Source organism: Streptomyces sp. cg36 (genome assembly GCF_041080675.1).
Lineage (GTDB): Bacteria > Actinomycetota > Actinomycetes > Streptomycetales > Streptomycetaceae > Streptomyces.
This window is the reverse complement of record NZ_CP163520.1, coordinates 76,854-101,747: the sequence shown is the minus strand read 5'-3', so window position 1 is coordinate 101,747 and position 24,894 is coordinate 76,854. Positions and strand designations below refer to the sequence as shown.

The following is a 24,894-nucleotide window of genomic DNA, read 5'->3' as shown; positions in this document are numbered from 1 at the left end:
CTGCTTGGTGGTGTCGGGATTGCGCTCGGCTCGTTCGTCCGAGGCAGGACCAGCCCACCAGGCCGGATATTGTTCGGCGACCCGCTCTCCGGGGGCCGAACAATCGCATCGGCCCGTCAGTCGGCGGGGGTTGCGGTGGACGCCCCCGACGCCCCGTACGTCGTGGGGCAAAGAGAGCGCGGGTGCTGTCCGGGGAAGTAGGTGGACTGCTCCAAGGTGGTCAGCTCGCGGCCGGATGCCGCGCAGATCTTGCGGACGGCCGCCGCCGGGTCGGTGAGCGAGAGGCCCCACTGCCGCAGGGTCCCGTCGTCGCCGACGGTGAACAGGCTGCCGCCGTCGCGGCTGTAGAGGACCTTGGTCACCGCACCGGTGTGCCCGGTGAGCGTGGCGAGGGCGTGGTGCCCGGCCGTATCCCACAGGCGTACGGTGCGGTCGCTGCCGGCGGTGGCCAGGGTGCGCCCGTCGGGGGCGAAGGCGATGTCCTGGACGGTGCCGCTGTGGCCGGTCAGGGTGGCCAGGTCGCGTCCCGCGGTCACGTCCCACAGCCGCACCTGATTGCCGTACGGCGCGGCCAGGGTGCGGCCGTCCGGGCTGAACACCAGGTGGGTGAAGCCGAGCCGCTGTGCTCCGAGCGTGTCGCACGGGCCGGTGTAGGCGGTGCGGACCCGGCCCGTGGCGACGTCCCAGACCAGCACCCGTCGGCCGTCACTGCTGGCCAGCGTCCGGCCGTCCGGGCTGAAGGCCATCGTCCGTACGCCGCCGCACAGTTCGTCCCGCGTGGCGAGCCCGCTCGGGCGGGACGCGGTGTCCGCCGGGTGGGGCGGGGTGAGGGTGGTGCGCAGCTGCCCGGTCGTGCTGTCCCACAGGCGCAGTGCGGTGCCGTCGGCGGTGGCCACGGTGCGGCCGTCGGGGCTGAAGGACAGGACGGCGGACCGGTTCTCGCTGCGCGGCAGGGTGGCGCGCACGCGTCCGGAGGCGATGTCCCACAGGGTCACCGCGCCCGTGCGGGCCGCGATGGTGGCTCGGGTGCGGCCGTCCGGGCTGAGCGCCGTGCCGACGACTCCGTCGGGGGCGTCGGACCGGCCGGTCAGGACGTGGTCCGAAGCCGGCTCCCACAGCCGGGTGTCCAGGGCGCCGGTGGCCGCGAGGGCGCGGCTGTCCGGGGTGAAGGCCAGCTCCTGGAGCTCGCCCATGCGCGCACGGTCGGGCAGGGTGGCGCGCGGGCGTCCCGTCGCGGTGTCCCACACCCGTGCGGTGGCGTCACCGACGGCCAGGCTGCGGCCGTCGGGGCTGAGGGCGAGGGCACCTATCTTGGTGGTGCCGGCGGTGTACAGGGTGCGGGTGCGACGGCTGCGGGTGACGTCGACGAGGCGGACCGTGCCCTCGCTGTCGACGGACGCGACGGCGTGCCCGTCGGGTGCGGCCGTCAGCGCGCCCGGACGGCCGCTGTATCCGGCGAGGGTGGCGGTGATGCTTCCGGTGGCTGCGTCCCGGACGGTGACGCCCCCCTGTCCCGGGAGGCCGTCGGAGGTGCCGGTCGCCAGGGTGCTGCCGTCGGCACTGAACACCGCGTCGTACGTCCCCGTGCTGTCCGTGAGCGTCCGTACGTCGCCGTTGTCGCGGTTCCACAGCCGTACGGGCCCGCTGGCGTATCCCGTGACGACGGTCCGGCCGTCCGGGCTGAACCGCAGCAGCTCGACCCTGCCGGAATCCTGCTTCAGCGTCGCCTCCGTACGTCCGGTGCGCACGTTCCTCAGCCGTACCGCCCCGTCGTCGTGGCCCAGGGCGACGGTGTCGCCGTCCGGGCTCACCGCCGGCGGGCGACTGATGTGGGTGCCCACCGCGATGGTGCGCTCCTGGCCGTCGGCCGGATCCTTCAGCCGTACCGTCGCGTCGTACCCGTCCGGGGCAGCGGCGTTCGGGTCGCCGCTCACAGCGGGCAGGTCCAGCGCGCCGACCAGCACGGTGCGCGCCCGGCCGGTCGACGGCTCCCACCGGCGTATCGTGCCGTGGCCCAGGCTGATGGTGAGCGTGCGCCCGTCGCGGTCGTAGGCGAGGCCGTCCGGCCCGTCGGGCAGGTCCGTGAAGGCGAACTGCGCCTCCGCCCTGCCGGTGACGGTGTCCCACACGCGTACGGAGCCCTTCGCACCGACGGCCAGGGACCGGCCGTCGGGTGAGAACGCCAGGGCGCCTACCGCACCGGCGGTCCTGGCCAGCGAGCGGGAGCGGCCCGTGGCGGTGTCCCACAGCCGCAGTACGCCGCGAGCTGTGCCGACCGCCACGGTCCGCCCGTCGGGCGCGAAGGCCACGGTGGTCGCCTTGCCCTCGGAGGCGTCGGGAACGAGGCGGCGCTGGAGCGGCAGGGCGGCGGCCGCGTACAGAGCGGTGGACGCCTCCGCGGTGGGGCTTGCGCGGTAGGCGGCGACGGCCAGCAGGGAGGCGAGGTCGGCGTCGGTGGCCAGCAGTGTCTGCGACTGGGCCGCCAGTTGGCGGGACTGGGCCTGACGCTGGGCGGCCTCGGCGTCCTGGCGCTGGCCCCAGGCGAGTACGGCCGCCACCAGAGCCAGCACCACCAGAACCGCCAGCGACACGGTGGCCGCGTGCTTGAGCCTGCGCTCCCGGGTGGCCGCGGTGCGGCTGGCCGTGAGGAACTCGCGCTCCAGCCCGGTCAGCTCCGCCGTACCGTCACCGGCTGCGAACGTCTTCCCCAGGGTCTCCAGTCGGCCGCCCCGCAGTAACACCCCCCGGTCCCGGTCCTGTTCGCGCCAGCTCTGGGCGGCGTCGGTGAGCTGACGGTGGGCGCGCAGCCGGTCCCGGTCCTCCTCGATCCACCCGGCGAGCCGGGGCCAGGCGGTGATCAGGGCCTCGTGGGCGAGGTCGATCCGGTCGTCGTCGAGGGTGATCAGCCGGGCGCGGGCGAGGTGGTCGAGGACGGTGGTGGTGTCGCCGGGGCCGTCCGCCCCGATCTCGTCGCGGGTGACGGGGCGGCGGGTGTCGGGTGTCCCGTCGCCGGGGGTGATCAGGCGGAGCAGGACCCGGCGGGCGAGGAGGGCCTGGGCGTCGTCGAGGCCGGTGTAGAGGGTTTCGGCGGTACGGGCCACCGCGCCGTCGAGTCCGCCCGCCGCCTCGTAGGCGTGCAGGCTGAGGGTACGGGCGGTGCGGTGATGCCAGGTCTCCAGCAGCGCGTGCGACATCAGTGGGAGCGCGCCGGGTTCGGCCGATACGTCTTTGATGAGACGGGTGGTCAGGGGGCGTTCCACGATCACGCCATGGGCCGCCGGAGGTTTGGTGATCGCTTCTCGCAGTTCGTCCGGCGCCATGGGACCGACCGGAAGGTGCGCGTCACGCAGCACGGTGGCGAGGCCGGGGTGCTGGAGGCAGTGGGTGTAGAAGTCGGCGCGCACCCCCAGCACCACGCGCAGCCGGCTGCCGGGGCTCCGGGCGTCCAGGATCCGCCCGAGGAACGCATCGCGTCCGTCCGCGTCCTGGCAGAGGGTGAAGACCTCCTCGAACTGGTCGATGACCAGGAGGGTGTCCTGCGCGACGCCGTCGGCGGGACGGAGGCTCGCGGCAGGGGTGAAGAGCTTCTCGTGCTCGGTGGCCGGGCGGGGGCCCGGGGTGCAGATCCGCAGGGCCGCGAAGCCCGGTTCGCCGGTGGGGCCGGGGCGTTGGAGACGGGGGAGGAGACCGGCGCGCAGGAGCGAGGACTTGCCGCTCCCGGACGGCCCCACCACCACGCTCACCCGCTCCCGGGCCACCAGGGCGACCAGTTGGTCGGTCAGGGCGCCCCGGCCGAAGAAGAGAGCGCTGTCGCCCGGCTCGTAGCGGGTCAGCCCGCGGTACGGCGTGGGTGCGTCCGGTTCGGCGTCCGTGCGGGCCGCCGCGGTCTCGCGGCGTACGGCCCGCTCGGCCAGGTGCCACCGCGCCTCCCACGCGTCGAGGTCGGCACCGGTGCCGCATGCCTCGACGTAGGCGAGGGCGACGGCCAGGGAGGGCAGTTTCTCGCCGCCCGCCGCCTGGGAGAGCGTGGAGGGCGAGTACCCGGTCTTGTCGGCCAACTCCCGGTACGACAGCCGGGCGTCGCGGCGCAGTCGGCGCAGCTCCTCGGCGAACTCCGCGACCGGCCCCGCTCCCGGGTCCAAAGGTTTCTCGGGCCGCGCCACCATGTCCCCCTGTGTAGATGAGTGGTTCGAGTGGATGAGCGAACCCGCGCTTCGGCCGGTCGCTCCGAACAGTCAAGGCCCGAGTATCCCCGCCGGGTTGGGAGGTGGGCGGCAGGGGGGTGGGGGGTCGGGGCGGGCGGCTCGGGCTCGGGGTGGCGTGGCGGCCATCGGTTGACTTCCCGGATCGATCCGCCCCTCGTCGTGCCCCGTGGTCGCGACCCCATGGCGCCGAGGCTCGTCGGTAGGGCGGGTTTTCGTGGGTGGTGGGGCTGGGGGCGGCGGATTGCCCGATCAGTTCCGTCTCCGCAGGTGGCGATGGTCCGGTCATACGATGCTCCGACGGATACCCCTTGAAGTCGTCCCCGCACACCACGGTGACGTCCTCCAGGCGCTGGCCGTGGTCGGCGAGGGCCGAGCGGGCCGCGCTGAACCTGCTCTCCGGCCCCGCCGGGAACCCCGCCACCACTACGCTCAGCGCATGCCGTTCACCGCGCGCAAGCCACCGGCCCGCCCGCCCTCCCAGCCGCCACCCGGACGACCGCCCAGCGGGCCCGGCCCGGACAAGAACCGCCCGTTCCCGCCCAACCCGCCAGGAACCGGACTCTAACCATGCGCGTCGCACGCCGCCGCTTCGCCCAGCTCCCCGAGGCTGCCCGCGAGGCCATCCAGGAGCGAGTGGGGCCGCGCTGCGCGATCAGCGACATGGAGACGGGCGACAGCTCCGGCGTGGCCGCCCTGCTCACCCCCACCGACGGGCCCCTCATCTTCGTCAAGGGCCTGCCCGAGGGCCATGACCGCGCCCACGAACTGGAACGGGAAGCACAGATCAACCCGTTCCTCCCGCCGTATGCCCCGAAGCTGCTGTGGCAAGCAACAGTGGGCGGCTGGCACCTGCTTGTCTTCGAGGGGATCCGGGCCACCCCGTGGGCGGACTTCCACCCCGGCTCCGCCCACCTCCCACCGGTCGCAGCCACCCTGCGCGACCTCAGCACCCGGCCCGCCCCCAGCATTCCCCTCATGACCGCATGGGACCGGTGGGGCGCCTACTGCCACCCCGACGACGAGCAGCTCCTCACCGGAGGCACGCTCGTCCACACCGATCCGGTCGCAACGAACTTTCTCATCGCCCCAGGGCGGGCCTGGCTCATCGACTGGGCCTGGGCAGGCCGCGGCCCCGCATGGACCGATGCCGCACTGTGGGGCTGCCGCCTCGTCGTGGACGGCCTCCACACCCCCGAACAGGCGCACGCCCAAGCCATGACCATTCCGGCGTTCGCCGCAGCGCCCCGCGACGGTGTGCGCGTCCTCACCGAGGCCGAAGCCCGCTCCTGGGAGGACTGGCAGGCACACGGCACCCCGGGCCTGGACCGCTCGGTGGCAGGCACCCGCGCCTGGGCCGACTTCTGCGCCTGACCGCCTGCCCCGCCCCCTTTGCGGCTGAATCGACGGATGGCGCCCCTTCCCACACCATCGTTCTCACTCCGTCCGTCCGCTCGGCCGCCGACCTGACCGGGCAGCCGGGAGCGGCACAGAAACGGCGTTCCCCAGCAAGTCCGTCTGACGGGCCAGTGAAGACATTGCCGACAGCCTCACCGGCGAAGCTTCGCCGGAACCACCATCGCTCCACCTCTGCCATGTGCCGGACCAAGCCAAGGAGGGTGAGGTTCGACGGCTCTACGGTCGTCCGCGCCAATTGGGCCGGCTCAATCCCGGCGTACTCCCGAGCCTCCCGTGACGCCTGCCCTTGTCCGTCGACGGTTCGAGCAGCGGAGACCGACCACGTGGTGGGTGGTCCACTCCGCAGTGGGCTGAGCTGGCATCGGGACACGTTGCTGGCCCCCTGTGACCGCTGAATTGATCCGGCCGAGTGTGGGGGGACGCCCGCCGCCGGGGCGGCCGACGCGGATACGTCCATGACGGGGATGAGCTGTGGGGCGCCGCCGCAACACCCTTGAGGGTGTCCCGGACCTGGCCACGGGACGGCGGGACGGGGGTGAGACAGCGGGAAGGCCCGCGCGGAGCGCTAGGTTCCCGTTGTCGCCGTCCGGTGCGACACCTGCCGCGGCGGGGGACCGTACGACGGGGCGCCCCCGCCTCCACACCTCTTCAGGGAACCCTCACATGCGCATACGCTCTTCCGCCGTGGCCGCCTTCGCCTTGGCCGCCTCCCTCGGCACCCTGCTGACCACCGCCCCGGCCCAGGCGGCCCCGAAGCCCGACGTCACGATCAACATCGCGGACGGCTACTGCCTGGACATCCCGAACGGCGATGTTTTCAACGGGCAGGTCGTCCAGCAGTGGCCGTGCAACGGAAGCAACGCCCAGCGGTGGAACATCCTCGACGCAGGCGCCAGCCACTTCAAGATTCAGAGTGTTGCGTCGCCGGACTACTGTCTCAACAACTGGAGCGGCAACAACAACACGGGCAACTACATCAAGCTCTTCAAGAACTGCGACAGTGCCGACGCGGCCTTCAACACCATCGGCAACGACGGGGGCAGCAACTACATCCGGTTCCAGCCGATGCACGCGACGAGCAACTGCGTCAACATGTGGGGCGGCCAGACCCAGGGTGCGGTCGCGCGCCTCTACCCCTGCAAGGAGGACGCCCCCAACGCGCGCTTCCGCCTGTGGATGTCCGGCACCGTCTAGACCCGTGTCCCGCGACCGGCCCGGGAGTGCCTCCCGGGCCGGTCTCCGGCATCGGCCGGGGGAGGCCGATGGCCGGCACGTTCTGGAACATCGCGACCCCGGGACCCGAGGTCGCGGCGCTCTACCGCGGCGATCCACGGCTCGCACACGCCATCGTGGACGTCGAACCGCGCCTGGCACGGATCCTGACCGCGCTCCTGGAAGGGGCCATCGCACGGCGCCGAGGGGCAGCGCCACCGCGCTGATCCGCCATCACGCTCGGAGTGCGCTCGGTCCGGACCGTGGTCGTGGGGTTGCGCCCGGAGGCGAGGCAGAGCCCGCATCGCCACTTCGGCTCCCCAACACGGCCACTTCAACCGGCCCTTGACACCCGGTGCGGCCCGCGTATCCGACCACTCCACTCACGCAGGCTCGTCGTGGCAGGTGCGGTGCCTCGTCTCCTTCGGCGGGCGATGTGGCCGGGGGCCTGTGAGGCGCTGAGAAGCCTGTCTGTTGTCGGATCAGGCAGCGTTCGGCCTCCGGAGGATGCGCTGGGGACGCTGGGGAGGGTCCGCTCAGCGGGTGAGGTGATCGTGCGCCCAGTGGGAGATGCCGCCGAGTTTGGCCGCTGCTACGTGGACATCGCCTGTCCGTGTGGGCTGATCCACCTCAAGGTCGTAGCCTTCAAGGCCGGCCTCGTCCTCGATGATCCGGGCAAGGCTGTATGCCTCGGCCATGATCGGTAGCGCGGCCTGTCCCGAATAGCGGTAGGGGATCTCGATGGAGGCCGAGTCTCCTGCGAAGTCCAACTGCAGGTGCCCAGCGGGCCCGTCGCGCCACAGAGTCAGGCTGTAGAGGTACTCCTCGGAGGTGATGGGACCCACCTCCCGTGCTACCTGCCGGGTGAGTCTGTCCCAGGCTGCGCGCTGGTCCCCGGTCAGGTTCACGGGGTCGGGTTCAGCGTCCGGATCATAGGCGGAGTTACGGTCCTGCATGGTCTTGTCGAAGGTGGAGCCAGGCTGAACCCGCAGGAAGAGGATGTCGTAGGTCACCGCCGCAGCCTACGGCCGCGTGCCCCCAGTGCGTTCGCTGTGGCGGATCGGCTGAGCGTTCATGCGGTTGACGACGAGGGGGCGACGCTTGCTGCGGATCATCTGTGGAGCACCGGATCGGGACGGTGCGTAGCCGTGTCGGGTGGTCCGGGGCGAGAGGGCGGGCGCCACTGGCGTTGCGGCAGGGGTGGGGGCCGGACGCTGGCCAGGTTGCGCCGCGCCGCGGCCTGCCGCCGGGGGATCCGGCGGCAAGACCGTACGGCCAACAAGGTCGACTGTCCGGATTCGAGACGTATCGAAGGGCGTTGAGGGCCGAGGCACCCCCTCCCGACACTGGAGCGGCCGGGCCCGGGGTGCCGCTGTCGCAGACGGGGGAGGCACCCCGGGCCCGGGTCCGTCTCCCGGCCGCAGGGCCACGACATGAGGAGCACACCCGCAATGAGACCCCTGAGACCGTCGCGTGGCCACGCCGTGCGCGCGGGCGTCCTGGCGAGCGCCGCGCTGACCGCGACCACCCTGCTCACCTCGCCCGCCCACGCCGACCCCGGCCCGCTGCCGCCCGCCTCCAGCAGCTGCAACCCCGCGGTCGACACCGTCTACTACGACGCCACCGCCCAGGTCACCCCGGTCGTCACCGACTTCCTCGCCATCAACATCACCCCGGGTACCACGGGCCAGCGCACCGAGTCGCTGACCCGGGTCGACTCGGTGACCACCACGGTCAACCAGAGCCAGCAGATCTCCGCCTCGCTCGGCGGCCTGTTCGCCCGGGTGAAGATGAAGGTCGGCTTCTCGGTGTCCACCACCACCTCCTCGACCACCAGCAGCACGGTCACCAACACCTGGAGCTTCAACCAGCCCGGCTACTACGGGCTCTACCGGGGTACTCGGCGCGTCGACGGCCAGTACGTGAAGTACGTCTGCGCCCAGACCGGCTCCACCACCGGCGTCTGGGTCAACGCGGTGAAGGGCGGGGTGGGCACCTACACCACCTACGAGAACCCGGAGATCGGCACGGTCGTGCGCAACTGTGTGCCGGAGCCCGCGGGGTCGGTGCGCAGGGTGGCCCAGGACCGGCTCGGCGTGTGCTGACACCCGCCCGCAATCCGGCCGCCACCGTCTTCGACCGAGGAGCAACGACCGTGAAGAGACCCCTTCGTACTGCCGTGCGGCGCGTCCGCCTGCTCGGCGCCTTGTCCGCGGCCTGTGCGGCACTGCTGCTCACCGCCGTGCCCGCCACCGCCTCGCCCGACCCCACCCGCGACGGGTGGATCTGCGATCCGGGCTGGTACCGCATCAACACGTCCAACAACATGGTCTTCGACATCTCCCAGGGGCCCGATGCGAAGGGCGCCGTGCTCCAGTACCAGTACGTGGGCGTCGCCAACCAGAAGTGGCGGGTGTGCCACTGGCCGGGTGACACCTCGACGGCCGACTACATCTTCAAGAACCAGAAGAACGGGGCCTGTCTGACGCTGTGGGACGTCCAGGACGGCAACTGGGTGACCGAGGGCGACTGCAACGGGTACATCTACGGCAACCAGAAGTTCTGGCTCAACCGCATCCCGGGCACCGACACGTTCACCATGCAGGTCCAGAGCTCCGGCGCCTGGCTTTCGGTGGAAGCGGGCCGCTACGACATCTCCCGCGCCCACATCGTCCAGTACGCCGACCGCGCCGGCGCCTTCTCCCTCACACCCGCCTGACCCGTTCGCCCCACCGCTCCACCATGACGGCCGCCTCGGTGAGGCGGCCGTTCACGGGATGGCCGACGCGGGCGCGGCCCGCGCCAGGCGGAGGCCAGGGGGTGCGCCGCGCCCCCGGACAGCAGCCTCACCGAGATCAGATCAGCATGTTGATTCGCTGCGAGCCCTGACGACGCGGTACGCGATCGTGGATGCGGCGAGCGGTGTGGGGCCGGCTATCCGATTCCTGCGATCAGGGCCGTGGCGGACAACGCCAGTGCGCCGAGCCCGCCGACGATGCCCGCGGCCCTGGCATCCCGGCGGTTGGCCGCACCGCTCAAGTGAATCCGTGCGGCGCATACGAAGGTGAGTCCACCAGCCACGAACCAAGGTCCCCACTACCCAGGCCACCGGGCCGGGGAGCTCGCCGTCTCACGACGCAAACTCATGATCGCCATTGTGCCTCGGCCATCAACGCCCCGTGCGCCGGGGCAGCAGTCGGGCAGTGGCACGACGGTGGACGTACGGGTTGGTGATGGCCGTGACGCGTTACCGTGTCCCGCTGACATTCGCGTACCGCGTCGTTGGAGTGCCTCTCAGCGGAGTCCGCTGTAGGCGGCCATGAGGATCTCCATGCCGCGATGGTCCTCCTGCCGATCCCGGTCGATCATCTGGTTCATGACATAGGCCACCGTCATGCGGGAGTCGGGATCGCTGGCGACCAGCGAGCCGCCCCAGCCGCCCCAGCCGAAGGTGTTGCCGAACTTGCCGAAGCCCACCGTCCAGCACATCGAGGTGCCCAGCACGCGGTCCGTGCCGCGGAACATCTCCTGCCATGCGGGCTCGCACCCCCTGGGGGAGAGCAGCCGCACGCCGCCGGCCGACCCCTGGTTCGCCAATGCCGACTGAACCAGGGCGACGGAGCGGGCGTTACCGAAGCCGTTCACCGCAGGGATCTGCCCGCGGCGCCAGGCCGAGGAGTTGGCATCCTTGACCCGGATCGTCACACCGGTGTTCTCCCGGCGGGTGCCCTCCGGTCCGAACGGTGCACTGGCGGCGTACTCGTCGGTCAGTGACACCGGTGCGATGAGGGGTGCGACGCGGTGGTCATGTCCGATGGGGAGGCCGATGTGGAAGTCCGCACCCAGAGGTTGGGCCACTTCTTCGGCGAAGAACTCGCCAAGACCGCGGCCCGTGACGCGCCGGACGATCTCCCCCACAAGAAAGCCGAAGCTGAGCGCGTGATAGCCGGCGGCCGTTCCCGGCTCCCATTCGGGCGCCTGCGCGGCCAGCCCTGCCGTGACGCCCTCCCAGTCGTAGAGCTCCTCGACCGTCGTCGGCCCGGACAGGTCCGGCAGCCCCGCGGTGTGCGACAGTACGTGCCGCACCAGCACCTTCTCCTTGCCGGCCGCGGCGAACTCGGGCCAATAGGCGGCGACCGGCGCGGACAGAGCGAGCTCGCCCCGGTCGGCCAGGATCAGCGCGCACAGGGCGACCACGTTCTTGGTCGTCGAGTTCACACCGATGAGGGTGTCGCGCTCCCAGGCGACGGAGCGGTCCACATCGGCGTATCCGCCCCAGATGTCGACCACCGGCTCGCCGTCAACGTAAACGGCCGCCGAGGCACCCACGTCGTCCTTTCCGAGCAGAGCGGCAAGAGCCGCCCGGACTGCCTCAAACCGCGGCTCACAGAAACCCTTGACATCAGTCATGGGCGTAAGTCTCATGCTGGGTCAGGGCTCCCTGCCCGACAATTCCCGCACGAGCTTTGTCGGGCTGGCGCGACCACGGCTTCGATACTTCAGCAAGGCGGCCTGACGGCCGCGCGGAACCGCTCCCGCCTTGGCCCCACGGTCGGCCCATGTCCGGTCGATCGGTCGATGCCCAACTGCGTGCGGCGGTGGGGAAGCGAGAAGAAAGGACGGACAGGCGTGCTGGAGCGGCTGAATCAAGCGCTGGCCCATCTTGACGACTGCCTCGACCGGGAGGTCGACATGGCGGAGGTGGCCCGGATCGCCGCGGTCTCGGAGTACCACTTCCGGCGGCTGTTCGCGGCGCTCGCCGGGATGCCGCTCCCGGTCTATGTGCGGCGCCGGCGCATGACCCTCGCCGGGGCCGAGGTGCTGGCCGGGGACCTGACGCTGCTCGACATCGCGGTCCGGTACGGGTACGGCTCGGGAGAGGCGTTCGCCCGGGCGTTCCGGTCGGTGCACGGCATCGGACCGGGCGAGGCCCGGCGCACGGGTGCGGTGCTCACCGCGCAGCCGCGCATGTCGTTCCGTGTGGTCGTGGAAGGCAGTACGCCCATGTGCTACCGGATCGTGGAGAAGAAGCCGTTTCGGGTGATCGGCAAGAAGGCCCGGCTCCCACTCGTACCAGAGGGGCTCAACACGGCGGCGGTGGCGCACCTGGAGAGCCTGGACAAGGCGGCGATCGTACGGATGAAGGAGCTGGCCGGCCAGGAGCCGTACGGGATCTTGTCGGCGGTGGTGTACTTGACCGACAGCCGGGACGAGGGCGCCGAAGCCGACTACTGGATCGGCGTGGTGACCGGTCCCGAGGCAGCTGCCGAGGAGCTCGACGCCCTCGACGTGCCGGCCGGGACCTGGGCCGTCTTCGACCACCACGGGCCCTACCCGAGCGCCCTCCAGGAACTCTGGCGGGACGTGTTCACACAGTGGTTCCCCTCGAACCCGTACACGAGCCGGGCAGGTCCGGAGCTCCTGCGGACGCGGCCGGTGGAGATCGGCGCGGAGACCGACTCCCAGCTGTGGATTCCGGTCGAGCGGAACAGCGGGAGCACCGGGGCGTGAACGCCTCGGTCACACCGCCCCGCAAACCCACCGTCCATCCCGAGCTGCGGCACGCACTTCCAACAAAGGTTTGCCCGGGCAGCTGAGACACGCAATTGGTGTCCAGCTCCTGCCCCGCGGGCGGCTGCGGGCCGCCCCGGCAAAATTTCCAGCAGGGCAGCACGGAGATCGATCTTGACCTCAAGCTTGCTTGAGGTTCTACGGTGCTTGTATCAGCGATCACTTCCAAGGGGGCACCGCACATGACGACCCAGCACATATCCGATGCCGGACTCGCCGCTCAGCCGGCTGCGTACTGGACCGGATTGGCCTATGAGGCCATCATCGCGTTCACCCGAGCCCAGCAGGCCGAACTGGGCTTCACCCAGCCCCAGTTCTGGCTGCTGCGCAACCTGTCGAAGAACGACATCTCCTCCGACGGCCGCGGCATGACGATCCCCGAACTCCAGCAGGCCATGAGCTCTTACATCCGGCCCGAAGACGACCTGACGGCAGAGGCGGAAGTCCTGCTGGAGCGCGGTTGGCTCACCCGCGACACCGGGGGACGACTGTGGATCACTTCCTCGGGCGAGGAGGCTCGTGTCGGCCTCCAGCAGCACGCCCCGGCCATCCGGGCGCGCATCCACCAGGGCATCGATGACGCCGACTACGTCACCACACTGAAAGTGCTCCAGCAGATGATCCGGAACACGGGCGCCACCCCAGCCTGACGAGGGCTCAGGACGGGGCGTTTTGCCTGTACGCGCCGGGAAGGGCTGGTCGATCTGCCGGGTCGGTAGCTACCCGTTCTGTTGTTGTCGACCTGTGACGACTGGATTGGTTGGCGAACAACCAGCCGAGGCGGGTCGGGTATGCAGTCGAGCCCAGGCGCTGGTGGGCGGCCTCTGGTCGCGGTGCTGGCTGGCCTTTCGTCACATGGGGAGCGAGTACAGGCGTACTGGCCCTGAAGGCCAGCGGGCATCGTCGCTCAAGGGCGTCACCATGGTCCGCAACGGCATGGTCACCAAGCGGTCCTCGGGTTGTTCGACGGTGACGTCGTTGTCGAGAGGCTGCCATCCGAGTCGCTGGTAGAGCGGGACGAGGGGAGGGCGGCAGAACAGGAGTGCGTGGTGAGGGCCCATGGCGCGGGCGTGTTCCAGGGCGGCTGTGACGACGAGCCGGGCCAGGCCCTGGCCTTGCACGCGGGGTGAGACGGCCACGCCGCCGACACCCACCACCTCTGTCCTGGTGTCGCCGACCGCGACAGACAGGAGCCGCAGGCCGGCGTGTGCCACGAGCCGGCCGTCGTGTCTGATGCCGAAGTGCTCTTCCTTCGGCAACCAGGTCAGACCGGCCGAGGCGACACCGAAGGGATCATCGCTGGTGCCGAGGATCTCTTCCTGATCCGCTTTGGTGTACTGGGGGAGTCGCACCGCGGTCGGTGCTGCAGGGCGTCGGTTCTCAGACATTCCTCCATGATGATCTCTCCGCCGGGCGGTGGCCAGGTGATTCTCCGGTCACCACCGTCGGCCGGCCGGTCCGTGCTCGGTCGAACTCGACCGGCCGTGGCACTTTCCCGCTGGAGCGTCGACAGACGGCTTCGCCAAGTCCACCCCCCACGGGTACGTCAACCCGGCGGGTCCGATCGCGCTGGCCGGTTCGGTCCCGTAAGGCGTAGAGGTCCAGACAAGTGCCGTCGAGGAGTTGCGAGCAGGGCTGTCATCAACAGCCTGTCTTTGGGGCAGGCAGGGTCTCGCCCTCTATTTCTGCCGCTCTCCCGTGACGGGTGTTTATCGGTTGCCCTATCGCGTGGCCGCGGTGTTCTGTCTCACCGCCGTGTCGTCGTCCTCACCGGGGGTCGTGCGCGTGCGGGGCATGCTGCTGCTCGCTTGCCGCAGGAGTGTGAGGGCCTGTTCGGAGGGGGAGCCGGCGGGGGTGGTGCAGACAATGAGTGTCTGTTCCGGTGCGCGGGCGATGGACAGGGTCTGCTGAGTCACCGTCACCGTGCCGACGACGGGATGGTGCAGCTCGTACGACGCGGCATCGCACGGCGCCACGCGGTGGTCCGCCCACAGTGCGGCGAACTCCGCGCTCTTCATTGTCAGTTCGCCGATCAGTGCCGCGAGGAGCGGGTCCTGCGGATGTCTGCCGGCGGCGATCCGCAGGTTGCCGACCACGGCGCGCGCCTTGCGTTTCCGGTCCGTGTACAGGTCCTGGCAGTGCGGGTCGAGGAACAGCATCCGGCTCATGTTCGGACGCAGTACCGGGTCTTGCGGGTCGAGGATGCCCAGGTGACCGGCGAGCAGGGCATGGCCGAGGGTGTTCCAGGCCAGTACGTCCGTACGGCGGCCGAGGACCATCACAGGGACGCCGTCGAGGGCGCGCAGGAGGTCGTGGGTTTCGTCGGTGAGCCTCTCCGGCCGCGGGCGGCGCGGGCCGCGTGTGTGGCGGCCGGCCTCGGCGAGCCGGCCGAGGTGCGCGCGTTCGTGGTGGTCGAGCAGGAGGGCACGGGCGATCGCGTCGAGTACCTCGGGCGAGGCTCCGCGGGACTGGCCCTGTTCGAGCCGTGCGTAGTAGGAGACGCTGACGCCGGCCAGCTGCGCCAGTTCCTCGCGCCGCAGGCCGGCCACCCGTCTGCGGGGCCCGAGGTCGCGCAGACCTACGTCCTCGGGTCGCAGCCTGGCTCGTCGGGCTTGGAGGAAGGTGCCGAGCGGGCCGGGTGCGTTCATCGCCCCAGTATTCAGGGTGCGGCTCGCCCCAGCCACACCCTGCCAGGGGTGGGAAAGGAGGGGAGTGGCTCGTGCCCGGCCATGCGTCCAAGCTCGTTCCCGTCCAGCGACGTACACCCGGCCCGAGGACGGACCCCATGGATCAGACCCCTGAGCAGATCATTCTTGGTGATGTCACCGTCACCCGTGTCAGGGAGTTCTACGGCTCGGCCGAGATGTCCCCCGGCACGTTCTTCCCGGACAGCCCCGACGGTTCGTGGGCTGAGCACCGTGACTGGCTGGCGCCCGACTTCTGGGATCCGCGGACGGACGAGTGCCGCACCGCGGTCCAGTCCTGGCTGCTGCGCAGCGAGGGGCGCACGATTCTTGTCGACACCGGTGTGGGCAACCACAAGGACCGGCCCTACGCACCGGTGTGGAACCGCTTGGACACGGATTACCTCGACAACCTCGCCGCCGCCGGTGTGCGGCCCGAGGACGTGGACATCGTGGTCAACACCCATCTGCACATCGATCACGTCGGCTGGAACACCCGCCTCGACGGCAGGGACTGGGTGCCGACCTTCCCGAACGCCACGTACCTGATGCCCCGGCCGGACTTCGCGTTCTGGGACCCGGCCAATGGGTACAGGAGTGTGCTCGGCCGCGGAAACCAGAACGTCTTCGAGGACAGCGTCACGCCCGTCCATCAGGCGGGACTGGCCCACCTGTGGGAGGGGTCGTACCGGATCGACAAGAACCTGCGCCTCGATCCCGCTCCCGGGCACACCCCCGGCTCGTCCGTGCTGACCTTGGAATCCGGCGCCGATCAGGCCCTGTTCGTCGGGGATCTGGTGCACACCGCGCTGCAGATCGCGGAGCCGGACACCAACTCCTGCTTCTGCGAGGACCCGGCAGAGTCCCGCGCCACCCGGCGCCGACTGCTGGGCCGCGCCAGCGAGAACCACGCGCTGGTGTTCCCGGCCCACTTCGGCGGCCACGGCGCGGCGGAGATCGCGCGCAGCGGCTCGAAGTTCGCGATCAAGCAGTGGGCGGGCTTCTCCCGCATCTCCTGACGTCCCCTGACTTTCCCCGCTCACCCCTTCCGGAGAGGAAGCTCCCGTGGACCGGCAGACAGATCCGTACGTCGAAACCCCGGCGGGCGCCGTGCGCGGCCTCCGTGGCCGATCAGGCGAGCGCTACCGCGGCCTGCCCTACGCGGCGCCACCGACCGGCGCCGGCCGCTTCGCCCCGCCCACCCCCCACCCGCGCTGGTCCGGTGTACGGGACGGCACGCGGCCCTCGCCCACCGCTCCCCAGCCGGCCCGCGACTTCGGCCGCCTCGACATGGCCCCGTACTTCGGGCCGGGCTGGGTGCCCGGCGAGGAATACCTCGCCGTCGACGTCCACACGCCTGCCGCCGATGACGGCAGGCGCCCCGTCATGGTCTTCGTGCACGGGGGTGGCTTCGTCACCGGCTCGAACCGCGCGGCACTCTACGACGGCAGCGCGTTCGCCCGCGACGGCGTGGTCCTGGTGACGGTGAACTACCGGCTCGGCATCCCCGGCTTCCTCGACCTGCCGGGCGCGGTGCCCAACCGCGGACTGCTCGATGTGCTCGCCGCACTGGGCTGGGTACGCGAGACCATCGCGGCCTTCGGCGGCGACCCCGAAAACGTCACGGTCTTCGGCCAGTCCGCGGGCGCCACTCTCGTCGGCGCGCTGCTCGCGACACCGCAGGCCAAGGGCCTGTTCCGGCGAGCGATCATCCAGAGTGGCAACGGCACCGGCGCGTTCACCGCGGAGCAGGCGCAACGGGTCAGCGCCGCAGTGGCCGCCGCGCTGGGCGTCGAACCGACCGCCGAGGCGTTCGCCCCGATCCGCGACGGGCGCTTGCTGGAGGTCCTGCCCGCACTGGCCGGCCTCGACCTGCGCACCCCTGCCGCCAGGGACCCGCTGGCCGGGCTCAGCCCGTTCAGCCTGGTCCTGCCGGTACAGCCCGCCGACGCCCTCGCTGACGGACCGGCCGCAGACATCGACCTGCTCATCGGCACCAACACCCAAGAGGGACACCTCTACCTCGTACCGCAGGGCGTCCTGGAGTCCACCACGCAAGCCGAGGTACGCGCTTTCGCCGCCCGGGTGCTTGCGGACCCGCAGAGGGTCCTGGCCGCGCACCGCGCGGCACGGCCGGACGCGACACCGGGCGAGCTGCGCTCCGCAGTCCTCGGGGAGGTCCTGTTCGAGGCCGGTACGACGCGCATGGCGCGTGCCCACGCGCGGATCTCGGGCGGACGCACGCACCGCTACTCGTTCGGGTACCGCTCGACGGCTCTGGACGGGCGGCTCGGGGCCGCCCACACCGTCGAACTGCCCTTCGTGTTCGACCTCGCCGACGAACCCTGGCTGCACGGGGACACCGGCCTGCTCGGCCCCGCCCCCGCCCCGGCCGGTCTGGCGGCCCAGATGCACGGCGCCTGGGTCGCGTTCGCCCGCACCGGCAGCCCCGGCTGGGCCGCCTACGACCCGCAGCGTCCCACGGTGGAAGTCCTCGGGGGAGGAGGAACCGGCTGACGCGGAGTTTCCTCGCGAGGGGATGCGTCACGGACGGGGTGTCTTGTTACGGGTTCACCCCCGGTGCGGATCAGGTTCAGTCCGCTGTCCGCCGGTATGCCCCGGCCCGGGCGGCGGCCTCGGCGGCTGCCGCCGCACGGTCGGCGGCGGTCTCGTCCAGAGGGTCGGCGGTGGTGAGCATCCGGTAGTAGAGCGGGGCCGAGACGGCCCGGATCACCTCGGACGGGTCGGTGTCGGACGGGAGTTCGCCGCGCTCCACGGCCTCGGTGACGCATGGTGCCCATTCCTCGACCCGGCGCCGGTAGAAGAGCCGCAGTGCTTCGGCGGTGCCCGGGTCGTCGTTGGCGGCGACCAGGACGGCGCGGAACAGCGCGCCCTGCCGGGGGTCGGCGAGGGTGCGCCGGACCAGTCGGGCGTTGGCCCGCAGGTCCTCGGTGAGCGAGCCGCTGCGGGTGCGTGGCAGCGACTGTTCGGCCATGTCGGTGAGCAGGTCGGCGACCAGGGCGGTGGTGCTGCCCCAGCGCCGGTAGACGGTGGTGCGGCCGACTCCGGCGCGCTGGGCGAGGTCGCCGAGGTCGAGGCTGCTGAAGCCGTGGGCGACGAGGGCCTCCTCGGCGGCCCGCAGGACGGCGGCGCGGACCCGGGCGGTGCGACCGCCGGGGCGGAGGGTGCCGGGGGTGGAGGGCTCGTCGATCATTAACGGGATTCCTGTTCCATTAGCCGGGTGGAGTCTGCTAGCTTCGAACCATCTTAACGGAACCAGAGTCCCATTAGGGGCTTCGAGGAGGCACCACCATGTCCACGACCTCAGAGCCCACCTCCACCGGCATGGAGTACCGCCGCCTCGGCGCCTCCGGCCTCAAGGTCCCCGCGCTCAGCCTCGGCACCGGCACCTTCGGCGGACGCGGCCCGCTGTTCGGCGCCTGGGGCAGCACCGACGTCCAGCAGGCCCGCCGCCTGCTCGACATCGCCATCGACGCCGGGGTCACCCTCTTCGACACCGCCGACGTCTACTCCGACGGCGCCGCCGAAGAGGTGCTCGGCCAGGCCCTGCGCGGCCGTCGCGACCAGGTGCTCATCTCCACCAAGGCCGGACTGCCGCTCGGCGACGGCCCCCAGGACGCCGGCACCTCCCGGGCCCGGCTGATCCGCTCCGTCGAGGACGCGCTGCGCCGCCTCGACACCGACCACCTCGACCTCTTCCAACTGCACGCCTACGACGCCGCCACCCCGATCGAGGAAGTGCTGGCCACCCTGGAGGACCTGGTCCGCGCGGGCAAGATCCGCTACACCGGCGTCTCCAACTTCTCCGGCTGGCAACTGATGAAGTCCCTCGACCTGGCCGAGCGCCACGGCCGCCCCCGCTACGCCGCCCACCAGGTCTACTACTCCCTGATCGGCCGCGACTACGAGTGGGAGCTGATGCCGCTCGCCGCAGAAGAGGGCGTCGGCGCCCTGGTCTGGAGCCCGCTCGGCTGGGGCCGCCTCACCGGCCGCATCCGCCGGGGCGAGCCGCTCCCGGCCGGCTCCCGGCTGCACGACACCGCCGACTACGGCCCGCCCGTCGAGGAGGACCTGCTGTTCCGGGTGGTCGACGCCCTGGACGAGGTCGCCGCCGAGACCGGCCGCAGCGTCCCCCAGGTGGCGATCAACTGGCTGCTGCGGCGCCCGACCGTCTCCTCCGTCATCATCGGCGCCCGCAACGAGGAGCAGCTGCGGCAGAACCTCGGCGCCGTGGGCTGGTCGCTGACCCCGGAGCAGGTCGCCCGCCTGGACGCGGCGAGCGCGCGCACGGCCCCGTACCCGTACTTCCCCTACCGCCGCCAGGAGGCGTTCGCCCGTCTCAACCCGCCACTCGCGGGCTGACGCCGCCGGGGGTGTGCTCCGGCACCGACCGGGCCCTTCCGGGCACCGCGCGGTGTTCGGTCCGGCCGGGCGCCCACCCCGCTACCAGGGTCATTTCATGAGGACGTGCGGACGGCGAAGGTGCGGGTGCGGCGCGAGACGTACTGGTGGCGTGCCGGAGTCGAAGCCCGCGAACGGACCTGTACCCGTCGGCGCCACCCTGACGCCGGCGCCGCTCCCGCGGACGGGCCCGGTCCACCTCCTGGTGGACCGGGCCCGCTGTCGTACCGCTGCCCTCGGCGGTGTCAGAGGATGATCTGCTCGCCGCCCGAAGCCTCCAGGCGGGCGATGGCGCTACGGACCGCCGCCACGAACTTGTCGTAGACCGGGGTGGTGCTGGTCGCCCGGCCCGCGATGGTGTTCACGCTGAACATGGACTTGCGCAGCTCGGTGGTGATCTCCAGCTGGGCGCCCTTGCCGAGCAGGGTGCGGTTGCAGATGTTGGACGGGTCGACGCCCGCCAGGTCCGGCTCGGTCGACCCGTCGATGGTCTGGAACCCGGCGCTGCTCAGCGCGGCGCGCAGATACGTCTTGAAGGTGGTGTTGAGACCGCCGACCACGACGGCCTCGGGGCGTGTCGAGGGCGCTCCGGCCTGGGCGGCGGTGCAGCCGTGCAGGCTCACCACGTTGAGGTTGGCGGCGGCGATGGACAGGGCCACCTTGTCGTCGCAGTTCTTCGAGGTGACGTGCAGCTGGCTGTTGTCGCTGCTGCGGATCGCCTCGAACATCCAGTAGTCGTACGCCGGGCCGCCCTTGGCGGAGAGCGTGGCCGGGTCGTATCCGGCGATACCGAGGCAGAGTTCGGAGGTGCCGCCCTCGATGCCTCCGCCGTGCAGCGCCAGGACGGCGGTGCGGCCGTAGGCGACGGCGCCCTTCTGGTCGCTGTCGACCTGCTCGTGCCGCTTGTAGCGTCTGGCGAAGTCGGTGCCCTCCTTGCCGGCGAGCTTGGTGTAGAGGTCGGTGTTGGAGTCGTAGAGGTCGTTCGCGCCCGTGGCGTGCGCGGCGGTCGCGCCGAGCCCGCCCATCAGCGGACCTGCGACGGTGGCGGTGGCCAGGGCGGTGAGAACAGTACGACGGCTGGTGGTAGTCATGGCCGTAATGATCCCTATGCCCTGCGGACGTCCGGACGCCGGGGTCTGATTTCAGCCGTATCGGTGCTATTCGGCCATCCCGTCGGGCCCCGGCTCCCGAATCAGGAACGGCTCCCGAATCGGGAACGGTTCCAGGAGCCCCCGCTTCTTGACCTTCTTCTTGGAGCCGCCGTCGGACGCCTGCTCGTCGTCCGGCCCAGCTTCGGCCAGGTCGCCCTCGGGATCCTGGGGGCTTGATTCCTCGTCTTGCCCGGACGCCGCGATGTCGGGGACGACTTCGTCGGCCGTGCCGAAGCCGAGCGGCTCGGCCTCGGGGTCCTGCGGGGCGGGGGTGCCGCCGGGCGAGGGCTGCTGCCCTGGTGCGGGCGCTGCGGGGCCCTGGCTGCCGGTCCGCGGCATCCCGGCGTCATCCACGTCGATCGCGCAGGCATCCGGGTCCGAGTAGTACCACACCTGTCCGGTGCCATCGCGCACCCAGCCGGGGAGCGTCCCGCCCTGCGCCCGATCGAGATCGTGGACGTATCCGAGGGGCAGGGACTGGCGCGGCTCGCCGCGTTCGGCCGCGGCCCGGCCCCAGATGACCCCTCGCGGCAGCCCTCCCCGCTCTGGGAGGGGCCTTGCACGAAATGTCGAGGAGCTCTGCACGCCTCGCACATCCCGGCTCAGTGAACGTGCCTAAATTCAAGGGTGTTGCACACGGCGACCGCGTCAGTGACGCCGTGGTCATCATGATTGTTGAAGCATGGCGTGTCTCGCCGTGAAGAGGGGGTTTTATGTCCTGGCGTCGAAAGACCCAGAAGGGGATCGGCGTTCTCGCCGCGCTGCTGGCGTCGGTGGTGGGTGTGAACGCGCAGGCTTCGGCTGCGGACGAGCTGCCCAAGCGCACAACCGGGAGGACAGTGCCGTCGGCGTCCTCCGATGACAGGCACTGGTTCATGCTCCAGAACCGTAATGGTTTGTGTCTGCACGCAAGCGCAGGAGGAGTCCCTGGTTCCTGGGTGACCCAGGAGAAGTGCAACAAGGGCGAGAACGGGCAGTGGTGGACCTGGTGGACCGTACAGCCCAATGACGGCTCCGAAGTGCCCAGATTGGTCAATGGGTTCGGGAATTGCCTGGACACCTGGAACGGGAACAATCCCGGTACCGTAATCGTCTGGACATGCAACCACGGGTCGACTCAGAGCGTGCGAATGGGAGCCCGATGGAACATACAGAATTATGACGGGAAGTCGGTCGAGCCGCCGGGCTTGTCCACCTCTCCGGGGACTCAGATGATCATGTGGCCGACCAATGGAACCGACAATCAGATGTGGTTCGAAACCTGGTAAACGGCTCGCGTGCGCCGACTCCGGCTGAGCCCGTTCTGTCGAGGTGGCGGCGCTTGGTTCCTCGTGAAGCCATGCGCACGGGGGCGGCTCCACTGACGGGCCAGGGGCGACAGGGGGCGCCGGCGGGTGCGGCCAGAGGCCGCCGAGCGGTGCGTACCGGGTACCCGCGACATCATCGGCTGCCTTCCGGCTCACCGTGCGGTTGCTGGGACGGCCGCGTTCGGTGCCGATCACCGCTCCGGGTGGCGCGCGGATTTCACCATCCACAACACGATCATCAGACCAACAGCAAAATCGGACGAAGACTGCCGCGATCCGGCAATAAACCCCGGCGCCCTCCCGTGTAGTGACCTTCGGGTGGGGGAGGGACGCTTTCGCGGCGGCGACTTGACCGTCCGGACCGCCCCGTGGGCCGGACACACACTCGGCAACGACCAAATCAATGGGGGATTCATGAAGCTGTACCGTGCGGCACTCGTTGTGGTTACCGGCGCGCTTGCGCCTGCCCTGATGCTGTCCACTCCGGCTCTCGCCGCCACCGGTTCGTCCTCGTCATGCGGCGCCGCCGCGGTCGCGGCCACCGATGGCGGCTCACCGTACGACACGATGTCGGAGAACGACCTGCGGTTCACGGTCTTTTGTATCCTCGGGGACCCCGCCACCGGCTGGAGTGTCAACCGCGCGGCGCAGAAAGCGCTCGACGGCACCGTCGACGACCTGCGGAACTTCTTGAAGACCGGACGCGCGATCGCACAGGACGATGACAACAGGTTCGCGATCTTTACCATCCTCGCGCAGCACCCATCGGACAAGGCCGTGAAGCGCGAGGCGTCGAAGGCGCTCGAAGGTACCGCCGCGGACCGCGCGTACTTCCTGCAGACGGGTCTGCGGCTGGCCCAGGCGGAGGACGACCGCGTGGCGATCTTTATGATCCTCGCCGATAAGGCGAGCAGCAAGGCGTTGCGCGAGGCGGCGGAGAAGGCATTCAGGGGCACTCCGGAGGAGATGCGGCACTTCCTGGAGGTCGGCCGCTACCACGTCTGACCGACCGGGCCGCCTGCCATGGCTGTACGGCAGGCGGCCGTCGCTGTTGCTGCGGTCATCGACCCACGTCGCATCGCGGCGCTGCGTCAGCTCTCCTCCGGTTCACAGGACGGGACGCGCTGGTCGAGGCTGTTGGCGAACCCCTTGCGGTTCCAGGGCTGGTGGAGGGGTTGGGTATCGCCAGTGTGTCGTTCGCCCGGACGGTCAGGACCGCTGCCGGGCGTCGCGGTCCATCGGGCCTGCCTGCTCCGCCACACCCAGGGGTGGACGCCCACCGTCCCCGGTACGGCGCCGGTCCAGGACGCACCTTCGTGCGTGCTCACCTCGCCCCGGGTGACCGGCGCGTCTCCGGATCAGCCGCGCCCCTCCAGAGCCACCGGGCCGGGGCACGGGACGAGGGTTCCGCGGTGCAGAGCGGAGTCGGTGTACGCCGGGGTGCCCACGGCGGTGGGCTGGCCGTAGGCGAGGTCGGGCCGACGGAGGTAGCGATCCAGGGAAGCGGCGAGCAGGCCGGCGTCCTCCGCGGTGCCGAACCTCGCCAGCGCCACGCAGTGGGCCCGGTTCGTACAGCAGACCTCGCTCTCCAGCAGCAGCGCTCCCAGACGGTCGCGGAAGTGCTCGCGGCGCGAGACGGCGGAGTGCTGTGGCACGAAGAGGCGGGCGGCTGGTTCGTGGTCTGCTGCGAGGGCCTGGACGCGTAGGCGCGGGTGTACTTCGGCGCCGATAGTGCGCACGTGGAGTCGGTTGCCGCCATCCTGCGTGACCTGGGCCGGCGCCGGGCGCCGGAGGCGGTATGGCGCACGGGGCGGGAGTTCTGGGGCCGGGTCCTGCGACCCGGCTGACCGGCCGACGCGGACCGGGGACCGACACCGTCACCGCCCGCCCCACGCTGTCCGGAAGCTCAGGCATCGTCGAAGGGGGCGCATGAAGAACCACATCAAGGCCATCAGGTGACAGGTGCACGGCCGAGCCCCGCTCCGCCTTCTTCGCGGCAACGAGGTTGACCCGGAGCCGAAGGCCTTGAACGAAACCGACGAGTCAGATGTCGACGGTGGGCCCGAGGGTGTCCAACCAGACGTCGAAGACGAAACGTGTGTCGTTGGGCCCGCCCTCCAGTCACCATGTGCTCACAGTGGCGACATCGTCCGTGATGTCTTCGATCGTGCACTGGATGCTGGTCGGGCACGGGTAGGTCGACGTCGACGTCAGGTTGCCGCCGAAGTAGGCTGTCTTGCCCACCAGTTGGTGAGGACGATCATAGGCGTCAGCGAACTCCACCAGCACCAGCCCCGGTTGCGGATCGTCGGTGAGCCAGCACACCGCAGTAGCGGGCAGTTCGCAACCATCACCCTCGACTAAACTCGACTCCATGGCCGCATGGTACCAAGGGGCCATGTCTCCCGAATGGCCTCGCTGGTGGGCTGCGGGCTCTTCAACGAGCGGCACAAGGGATCGTTGAGCTCTGCGCGTACGGCAGCCTGTCGACCCGTCAACGACGTTGAACCACGCCCCAGGAGCGGCCAAGTGCCTCATCGGGGCCAGGGCCGTGTTGTCCAGAACCCAGCTGATCCCGATGCCGCGTTCGCCACCGGCCCGCGCGTCCCCGACTGTCGCCACAGCGTCGGCCACGGCCCCGACAGTGAGTTCACCCTCTGGCTCGCCGACCACCACACCGGCGCCTGGGCCAGCATCGACTACACCCCCGACGCCACCACCTTCGAGATTGCCCGGTACGGCCCACGCCGCCTGTGGGGCGAAGCCGAAGCCGCGACGCGCTGGTGGCAGAGCGCAGGAGATCCCGCACGGACCCGCTTCGGCCTCACCATCACGCCCACCGACCAGTGGGTATGGCCCGATGCCCCCCACACCCGCGCAACGGAGCAGGCCAGGCGGACGTAGTGACGAACTCGCAGCACGGTCC

The 24,894-nt window shown here is 70.7% G+C and carries 21 protein-coding genes and 2 pseudogenes; 12 read left to right on the top strand and 11 right to left on the bottom strand.

The genetic code is table 11. The features are described from left to right. Nucleotides 1-116: 116 nt before the first annotated feature. The gene (locus AB5J87_RS00475; RefSeq protein WP_369372620.1) at nt 117-4,166 is read right to left on the bottom strand and encodes a helix-turn-helix domain-containing protein; all 4,050 of its coding nucleotides are present in this window, start codon (nt 4,164-4,166) and stop codon (nt 117-119) included. Between the two features lie 606 nt (nt 4,167-4,772). On the opposite strand from AB5J87_RS00475, the gene AB5J87_RS00470 reads away from it, so the two are divergent. Further along, the gene (locus AB5J87_RS00470; protein ID WP_369372618.1) at nt 4,773-5,576 is read left to right on the top strand and encodes an aminoglycoside phosphotransferase; all 804 of its coding nucleotides are present in this window, start codon (nt 4,773-4,775) and stop codon (nt 5,574-5,576) included. Between the two features lie 154 nt (nt 5,577-5,730). Here the strand turns inward: AB5J87_RS00470 and AB5J87_RS00465 are convergent. Further along, nucleotides 5,731-5,871 (bottom strand): annotated as a pseudogene (locus AB5J87_RS00465) (DUF664 domain-containing protein); the annotation flags it as partial. Between the two features lie 413 nt (nt 5,872-6,284). On the opposite strand from AB5J87_RS00465, the gene AB5J87_RS00460 reads away from it, so the two are divergent. Together AB5J87_RS00460 and AB5J87_RS00455 are read left to right on the top strand one after the other, a co-directional pair. Beyond that, complete coding sequence (locus tag AB5J87_RS00460) at nt 6,285-6,815, top strand: RICIN domain-containing protein (protein WP_369372616.1); 531 nt, start codon at nt 6,285-6,287, stop codon at nt 6,813-6,815. 68 nt (nt 6,816-6,883) lie between these two features. Further along, nucleotides 6,884-7,060: a hypothetical protein gene (locus AB5J87_RS00455; protein ID WP_369372614.1), complete on the top strand. Its 177-nt coding sequence runs from the start codon at nt 6,884-6,886 to the stop codon at nt 7,058-7,060. 309 nt (nt 7,061-7,369) lie between these two features. On the opposite strand, the gene AB5J87_RS00450 is transcribed toward AB5J87_RS00455, so the two are convergent. Beyond that, on the bottom strand, nt 7,370-7,846 hold the full coding sequence (locus AB5J87_RS00450) for a hypothetical protein (RefSeq protein ID WP_369372612.1): 477 nt from the start codon (nt 7,844-7,846) through the stop codon (nt 7,370-7,372). A gap of 438 nt (nt 7,847-8,284) precedes the next feature. Between AB5J87_RS00450 and AB5J87_RS00445 the strand changes: the two genes are divergently transcribed. Together AB5J87_RS00445 and AB5J87_RS00440 are read left to right on the top strand one after the other, a co-directional pair. Then, on the top strand, nt 8,285-8,938 hold the full coding sequence (locus tag AB5J87_RS00445) for a hypothetical protein (RefSeq protein ID WP_369372610.1): 654 nt from the start codon (nt 8,285-8,287) through the stop codon (nt 8,936-8,938). A 50-nt stretch (nt 8,939-8,988) separates the two neighbouring features. After that, nucleotides 8,989-9,552 (top strand): RICIN domain-containing protein, encoded by a 564-nt coding sequence (locus tag AB5J87_RS00440; RefSeq protein ID WP_369372608.1) that lies wholly within the window; start codon nt 8,989-8,991, stop codon nt 9,550-9,552. A gap of 575 nt (nt 9,553-10,127) precedes the next feature. Here AB5J87_RS00440 and AB5J87_RS00435 read toward each other — a convergent pair. Further along, on the bottom strand, nt 10,128-11,243 hold the full coding sequence (locus AB5J87_RS00435) for a serine hydrolase domain-containing protein (protein ID WP_369372606.1): 1,116 nt from the start codon (nt 11,241-11,243) through the stop codon (nt 10,128-10,130). 219 nt (nt 11,244-11,462) lie between these two features. Here AB5J87_RS00435 and AB5J87_RS00430 point away from each other — a divergent pair, with 219 nt between their 5' ends. Next, complete coding sequence (locus AB5J87_RS00430; protein WP_369372604.1) at nt 11,463-12,344, top strand: GyrI-like domain-containing protein; 882 nt, start codon at nt 11,463-11,465, stop codon at nt 12,342-12,344. A 242-nt stretch (nt 12,345-12,586) separates the two neighbouring features. After that, on the top strand, nt 12,587-13,054 hold the full coding sequence (locus tag AB5J87_RS00425) for a MarR family transcriptional regulator (protein ID WP_369372602.1): 468 nt from the start codon (nt 12,587-12,589) through the stop codon (nt 13,052-13,054). Between the two features lie 201 nt (nt 13,055-13,255). On the opposite strand, the gene AB5J87_RS00420 is transcribed toward AB5J87_RS00425, so the two are convergent. Beyond that, nucleotides 13,256-13,792 (bottom strand): GNAT family N-acetyltransferase, encoded by a 537-nt coding sequence (locus tag AB5J87_RS00420; RefSeq protein ID WP_369372600.1) that lies wholly within the window; start codon nt 13,790-13,792, stop codon nt 13,256-13,258. A gap of 333 nt (nt 13,793-14,125) precedes the next feature. Then, nucleotides 14,126-15,052, bottom strand: coding sequence for a helix-turn-helix domain-containing protein (locus AB5J87_RS00415; RefSeq protein WP_369372598.1), 927 nt, complete (start codon nt 15,050-15,052; stop codon nt 14,126-14,128). Nucleotides 15,053-15,189: 137 nt separating this feature from the next. On the opposite strand from AB5J87_RS00415, the gene AB5J87_RS00410 reads away from it, so the two are divergent. Next, nucleotides 15,190-16,107 (top strand): MBL fold metallo-hydrolase, encoded by a 918-nt coding sequence (locus tag AB5J87_RS00410; RefSeq protein ID WP_369372596.1) that lies wholly within the window; start codon nt 15,190-15,192, stop codon nt 16,105-16,107. Nucleotides 16,108-16,153: 46 nt separating this feature from the next. Continuing rightward, complete coding sequence (locus AB5J87_RS00405) at nt 16,154-17,605, top strand: carboxylesterase/lipase family protein (protein ID WP_369372594.1); 1,452 nt, start codon at nt 16,154-16,156, stop codon at nt 17,603-17,605. Nucleotides 17,606-17,681: 76 nt separating this feature from the next. On the opposite strand, the gene AB5J87_RS00400 is transcribed toward AB5J87_RS00405, so the two are convergent. Continuing rightward, nucleotides 17,682-18,302: a TetR/AcrR family transcriptional regulator gene (locus tag AB5J87_RS00400; RefSeq protein ID WP_369372592.1), complete on the bottom strand. Its 621-nt coding sequence runs from the start codon at nt 18,300-18,302 to the stop codon at nt 17,682-17,684. 131 nt (nt 18,303-18,433) lie between these two features. Here AB5J87_RS00400 and AB5J87_RS00395 point away from each other — a divergent pair, with 131 nt between their 5' ends. After that, a complete protein-coding gene (locus tag AB5J87_RS00395; RefSeq protein ID WP_369383315.1) occupies nt 18,434-19,471 on the top strand; it encodes an aldo/keto reductase in 1,038 nt (345 codons plus the stop codon). Nucleotides 19,472-19,755: 284 nt separating this feature from the next. Here AB5J87_RS00395 and AB5J87_RS00390 read toward each other — a convergent pair whose 3' ends face one another. Beyond that, nucleotides 19,756-20,601, bottom strand: a complete 846-nt coding sequence (locus AB5J87_RS00390) for a poly-gamma-glutamate hydrolase family protein (RefSeq protein WP_369372590.1) — start codon at nt 20,599-20,601, stop codon at nt 19,756-19,758. Between the two features lie 66 nt (nt 20,602-20,667). After that, the gene (locus tag AB5J87_RS00385; protein WP_369372588.1) at nt 20,668-21,075 is read right to left on the bottom strand and encodes a hypothetical protein; all 408 of its coding nucleotides are present in this window, start codon (nt 21,073-21,075) and stop codon (nt 20,668-20,670) included. Nucleotides 21,076-22,382: 1,307 nt separating this feature from the next. Between AB5J87_RS00385 and AB5J87_RS00380 the strand changes: the two genes are divergently transcribed. Next, on the top strand, nt 22,383-22,973 hold the full coding sequence (locus AB5J87_RS00380) for an ALF repeat-containing protein (protein ID WP_369372586.1): 591 nt from the start codon (nt 22,383-22,385) through the stop codon (nt 22,971-22,973). Between the two features lie 356 nt (nt 22,974-23,329). On the opposite strand, the pseudogene AB5J87_RS00375 reads toward AB5J87_RS00380, so the two are convergent. After that, nucleotides 23,330-23,608, bottom strand: a pseudogene (locus tag AB5J87_RS00375) (DUF6000 family protein); the annotation flags it as partial. A gap of 481 nt (nt 23,609-24,089) precedes the next feature. Next, nucleotides 24,090-24,344, bottom strand: a complete 255-nt coding sequence (locus AB5J87_RS00370) for a hypothetical protein (protein WP_369372584.1) — start codon at nt 24,342-24,344, stop codon at nt 24,090-24,092. A 153-nt stretch (nt 24,345-24,497) separates the two neighbouring features. Between AB5J87_RS00370 and AB5J87_RS00365 the strand changes: the two genes are divergently transcribed. After that, nucleotides 24,498-24,872 carry a hypothetical protein gene (locus AB5J87_RS00365; protein ID WP_369372582.1) on the top strand — a complete coding sequence of 125 codons (375 nt, stop codon included), beginning with the start codon at nt 24,498-24,500 and terminating at the stop codon, nt 24,870-24,872. Nucleotides 24,873-24,894: the final 22 nt, after the last annotated feature.

Coding starts and splice junctions, on each gene's coding strand:
- AB5J87_RS00475 (WP_369372620.1), bottom strand. CDS start 4,166: ATGGTGGCGCGGCCCGAGAAACCTTTGGACCCGGGAGCGGGGCCGGTC.
- AB5J87_RS00470 (WP_369372618.1), top strand. CDS start 4,773: ATGCGCGTCGCACGCCGCCGCTTCGCCCAGCTCCCCGAGGCTGCCCGC.
- AB5J87_RS00460 (WP_369372616.1), top strand. CDS start 6,285: ATGCGCATACGCTCTTCCGCCGTGGCCGCCTTCGCCTTGGCCGCCTCC.
- AB5J87_RS00455 (WP_369372614.1), top strand. CDS start 6,884: ATGGCCGGCACGTTCTGGAACATCGCGACCCCGGGACCCGAGGTCGCG.
- AB5J87_RS00445 (WP_369372610.1), top strand. CDS start 8,285: ATGAGACCCCTGAGACCGTCGCGTGGCCACGCCGTGCGCGCGGGCGTC.
- AB5J87_RS00435 (WP_369372606.1), bottom strand. CDS start 11,243: ATGACTGATGTCAAGGGTTTCTGTGAGCCGCGGTTTGAGGCAGTCCGG.
- AB5J87_RS00425 (WP_369372602.1), top strand. CDS start 12,587: ATGACGACCCAGCACATATCCGATGCCGGACTCGCCGCTCAGCCGGCT.
- AB5J87_RS00420 (WP_369372600.1), bottom strand. CDS start 13,792: ATGTCTGAGAACCGACGCCCTGCAGCACCGACCGCGGTGCGACTCCCC.
- AB5J87_RS00415 (WP_369372598.1), bottom strand. CDS start 15,052: ATGAACGCACCCGGCCCGCTCGGCACCTTCCTCCAAGCCCGACGAGCC.
- AB5J87_RS00410 (WP_369372596.1), top strand. CDS start 15,190: ATGGATCAGACCCCTGAGCAGATCATTCTTGGTGATGTCACCGTCACC.
- AB5J87_RS00400 (WP_369372592.1), bottom strand. CDS start 18,302: ATGATCGACGAGCCCTCCACCCCCGGCACCCTCCGCCCCGGCGGTCGC.
- AB5J87_RS00395 (WP_369383315.1), top strand. CDS start 18,434: ATGGAGTACCGCCGCCTCGGCGCCTCCGGCCTCAAGGTCCCCGCGCTC.
- AB5J87_RS00390 (WP_369372590.1), bottom strand. CDS start 20,601: ATGACTACCACCAGCCGTCGTACTGTTCTCACCGCCCTGGCCACCGCC.
- AB5J87_RS00380 (WP_369372586.1), top strand. CDS start 22,383: ATGAAGCTGTACCGTGCGGCACTCGTTGTGGTTACCGGCGCGCTTGCG.
- AB5J87_RS00370 (WP_369372584.1), bottom strand. CDS start 24,344: ATGGAGTCGAGTTTAGTCGAGGGTGATGGTTGCGAACTGCCCGCTACT.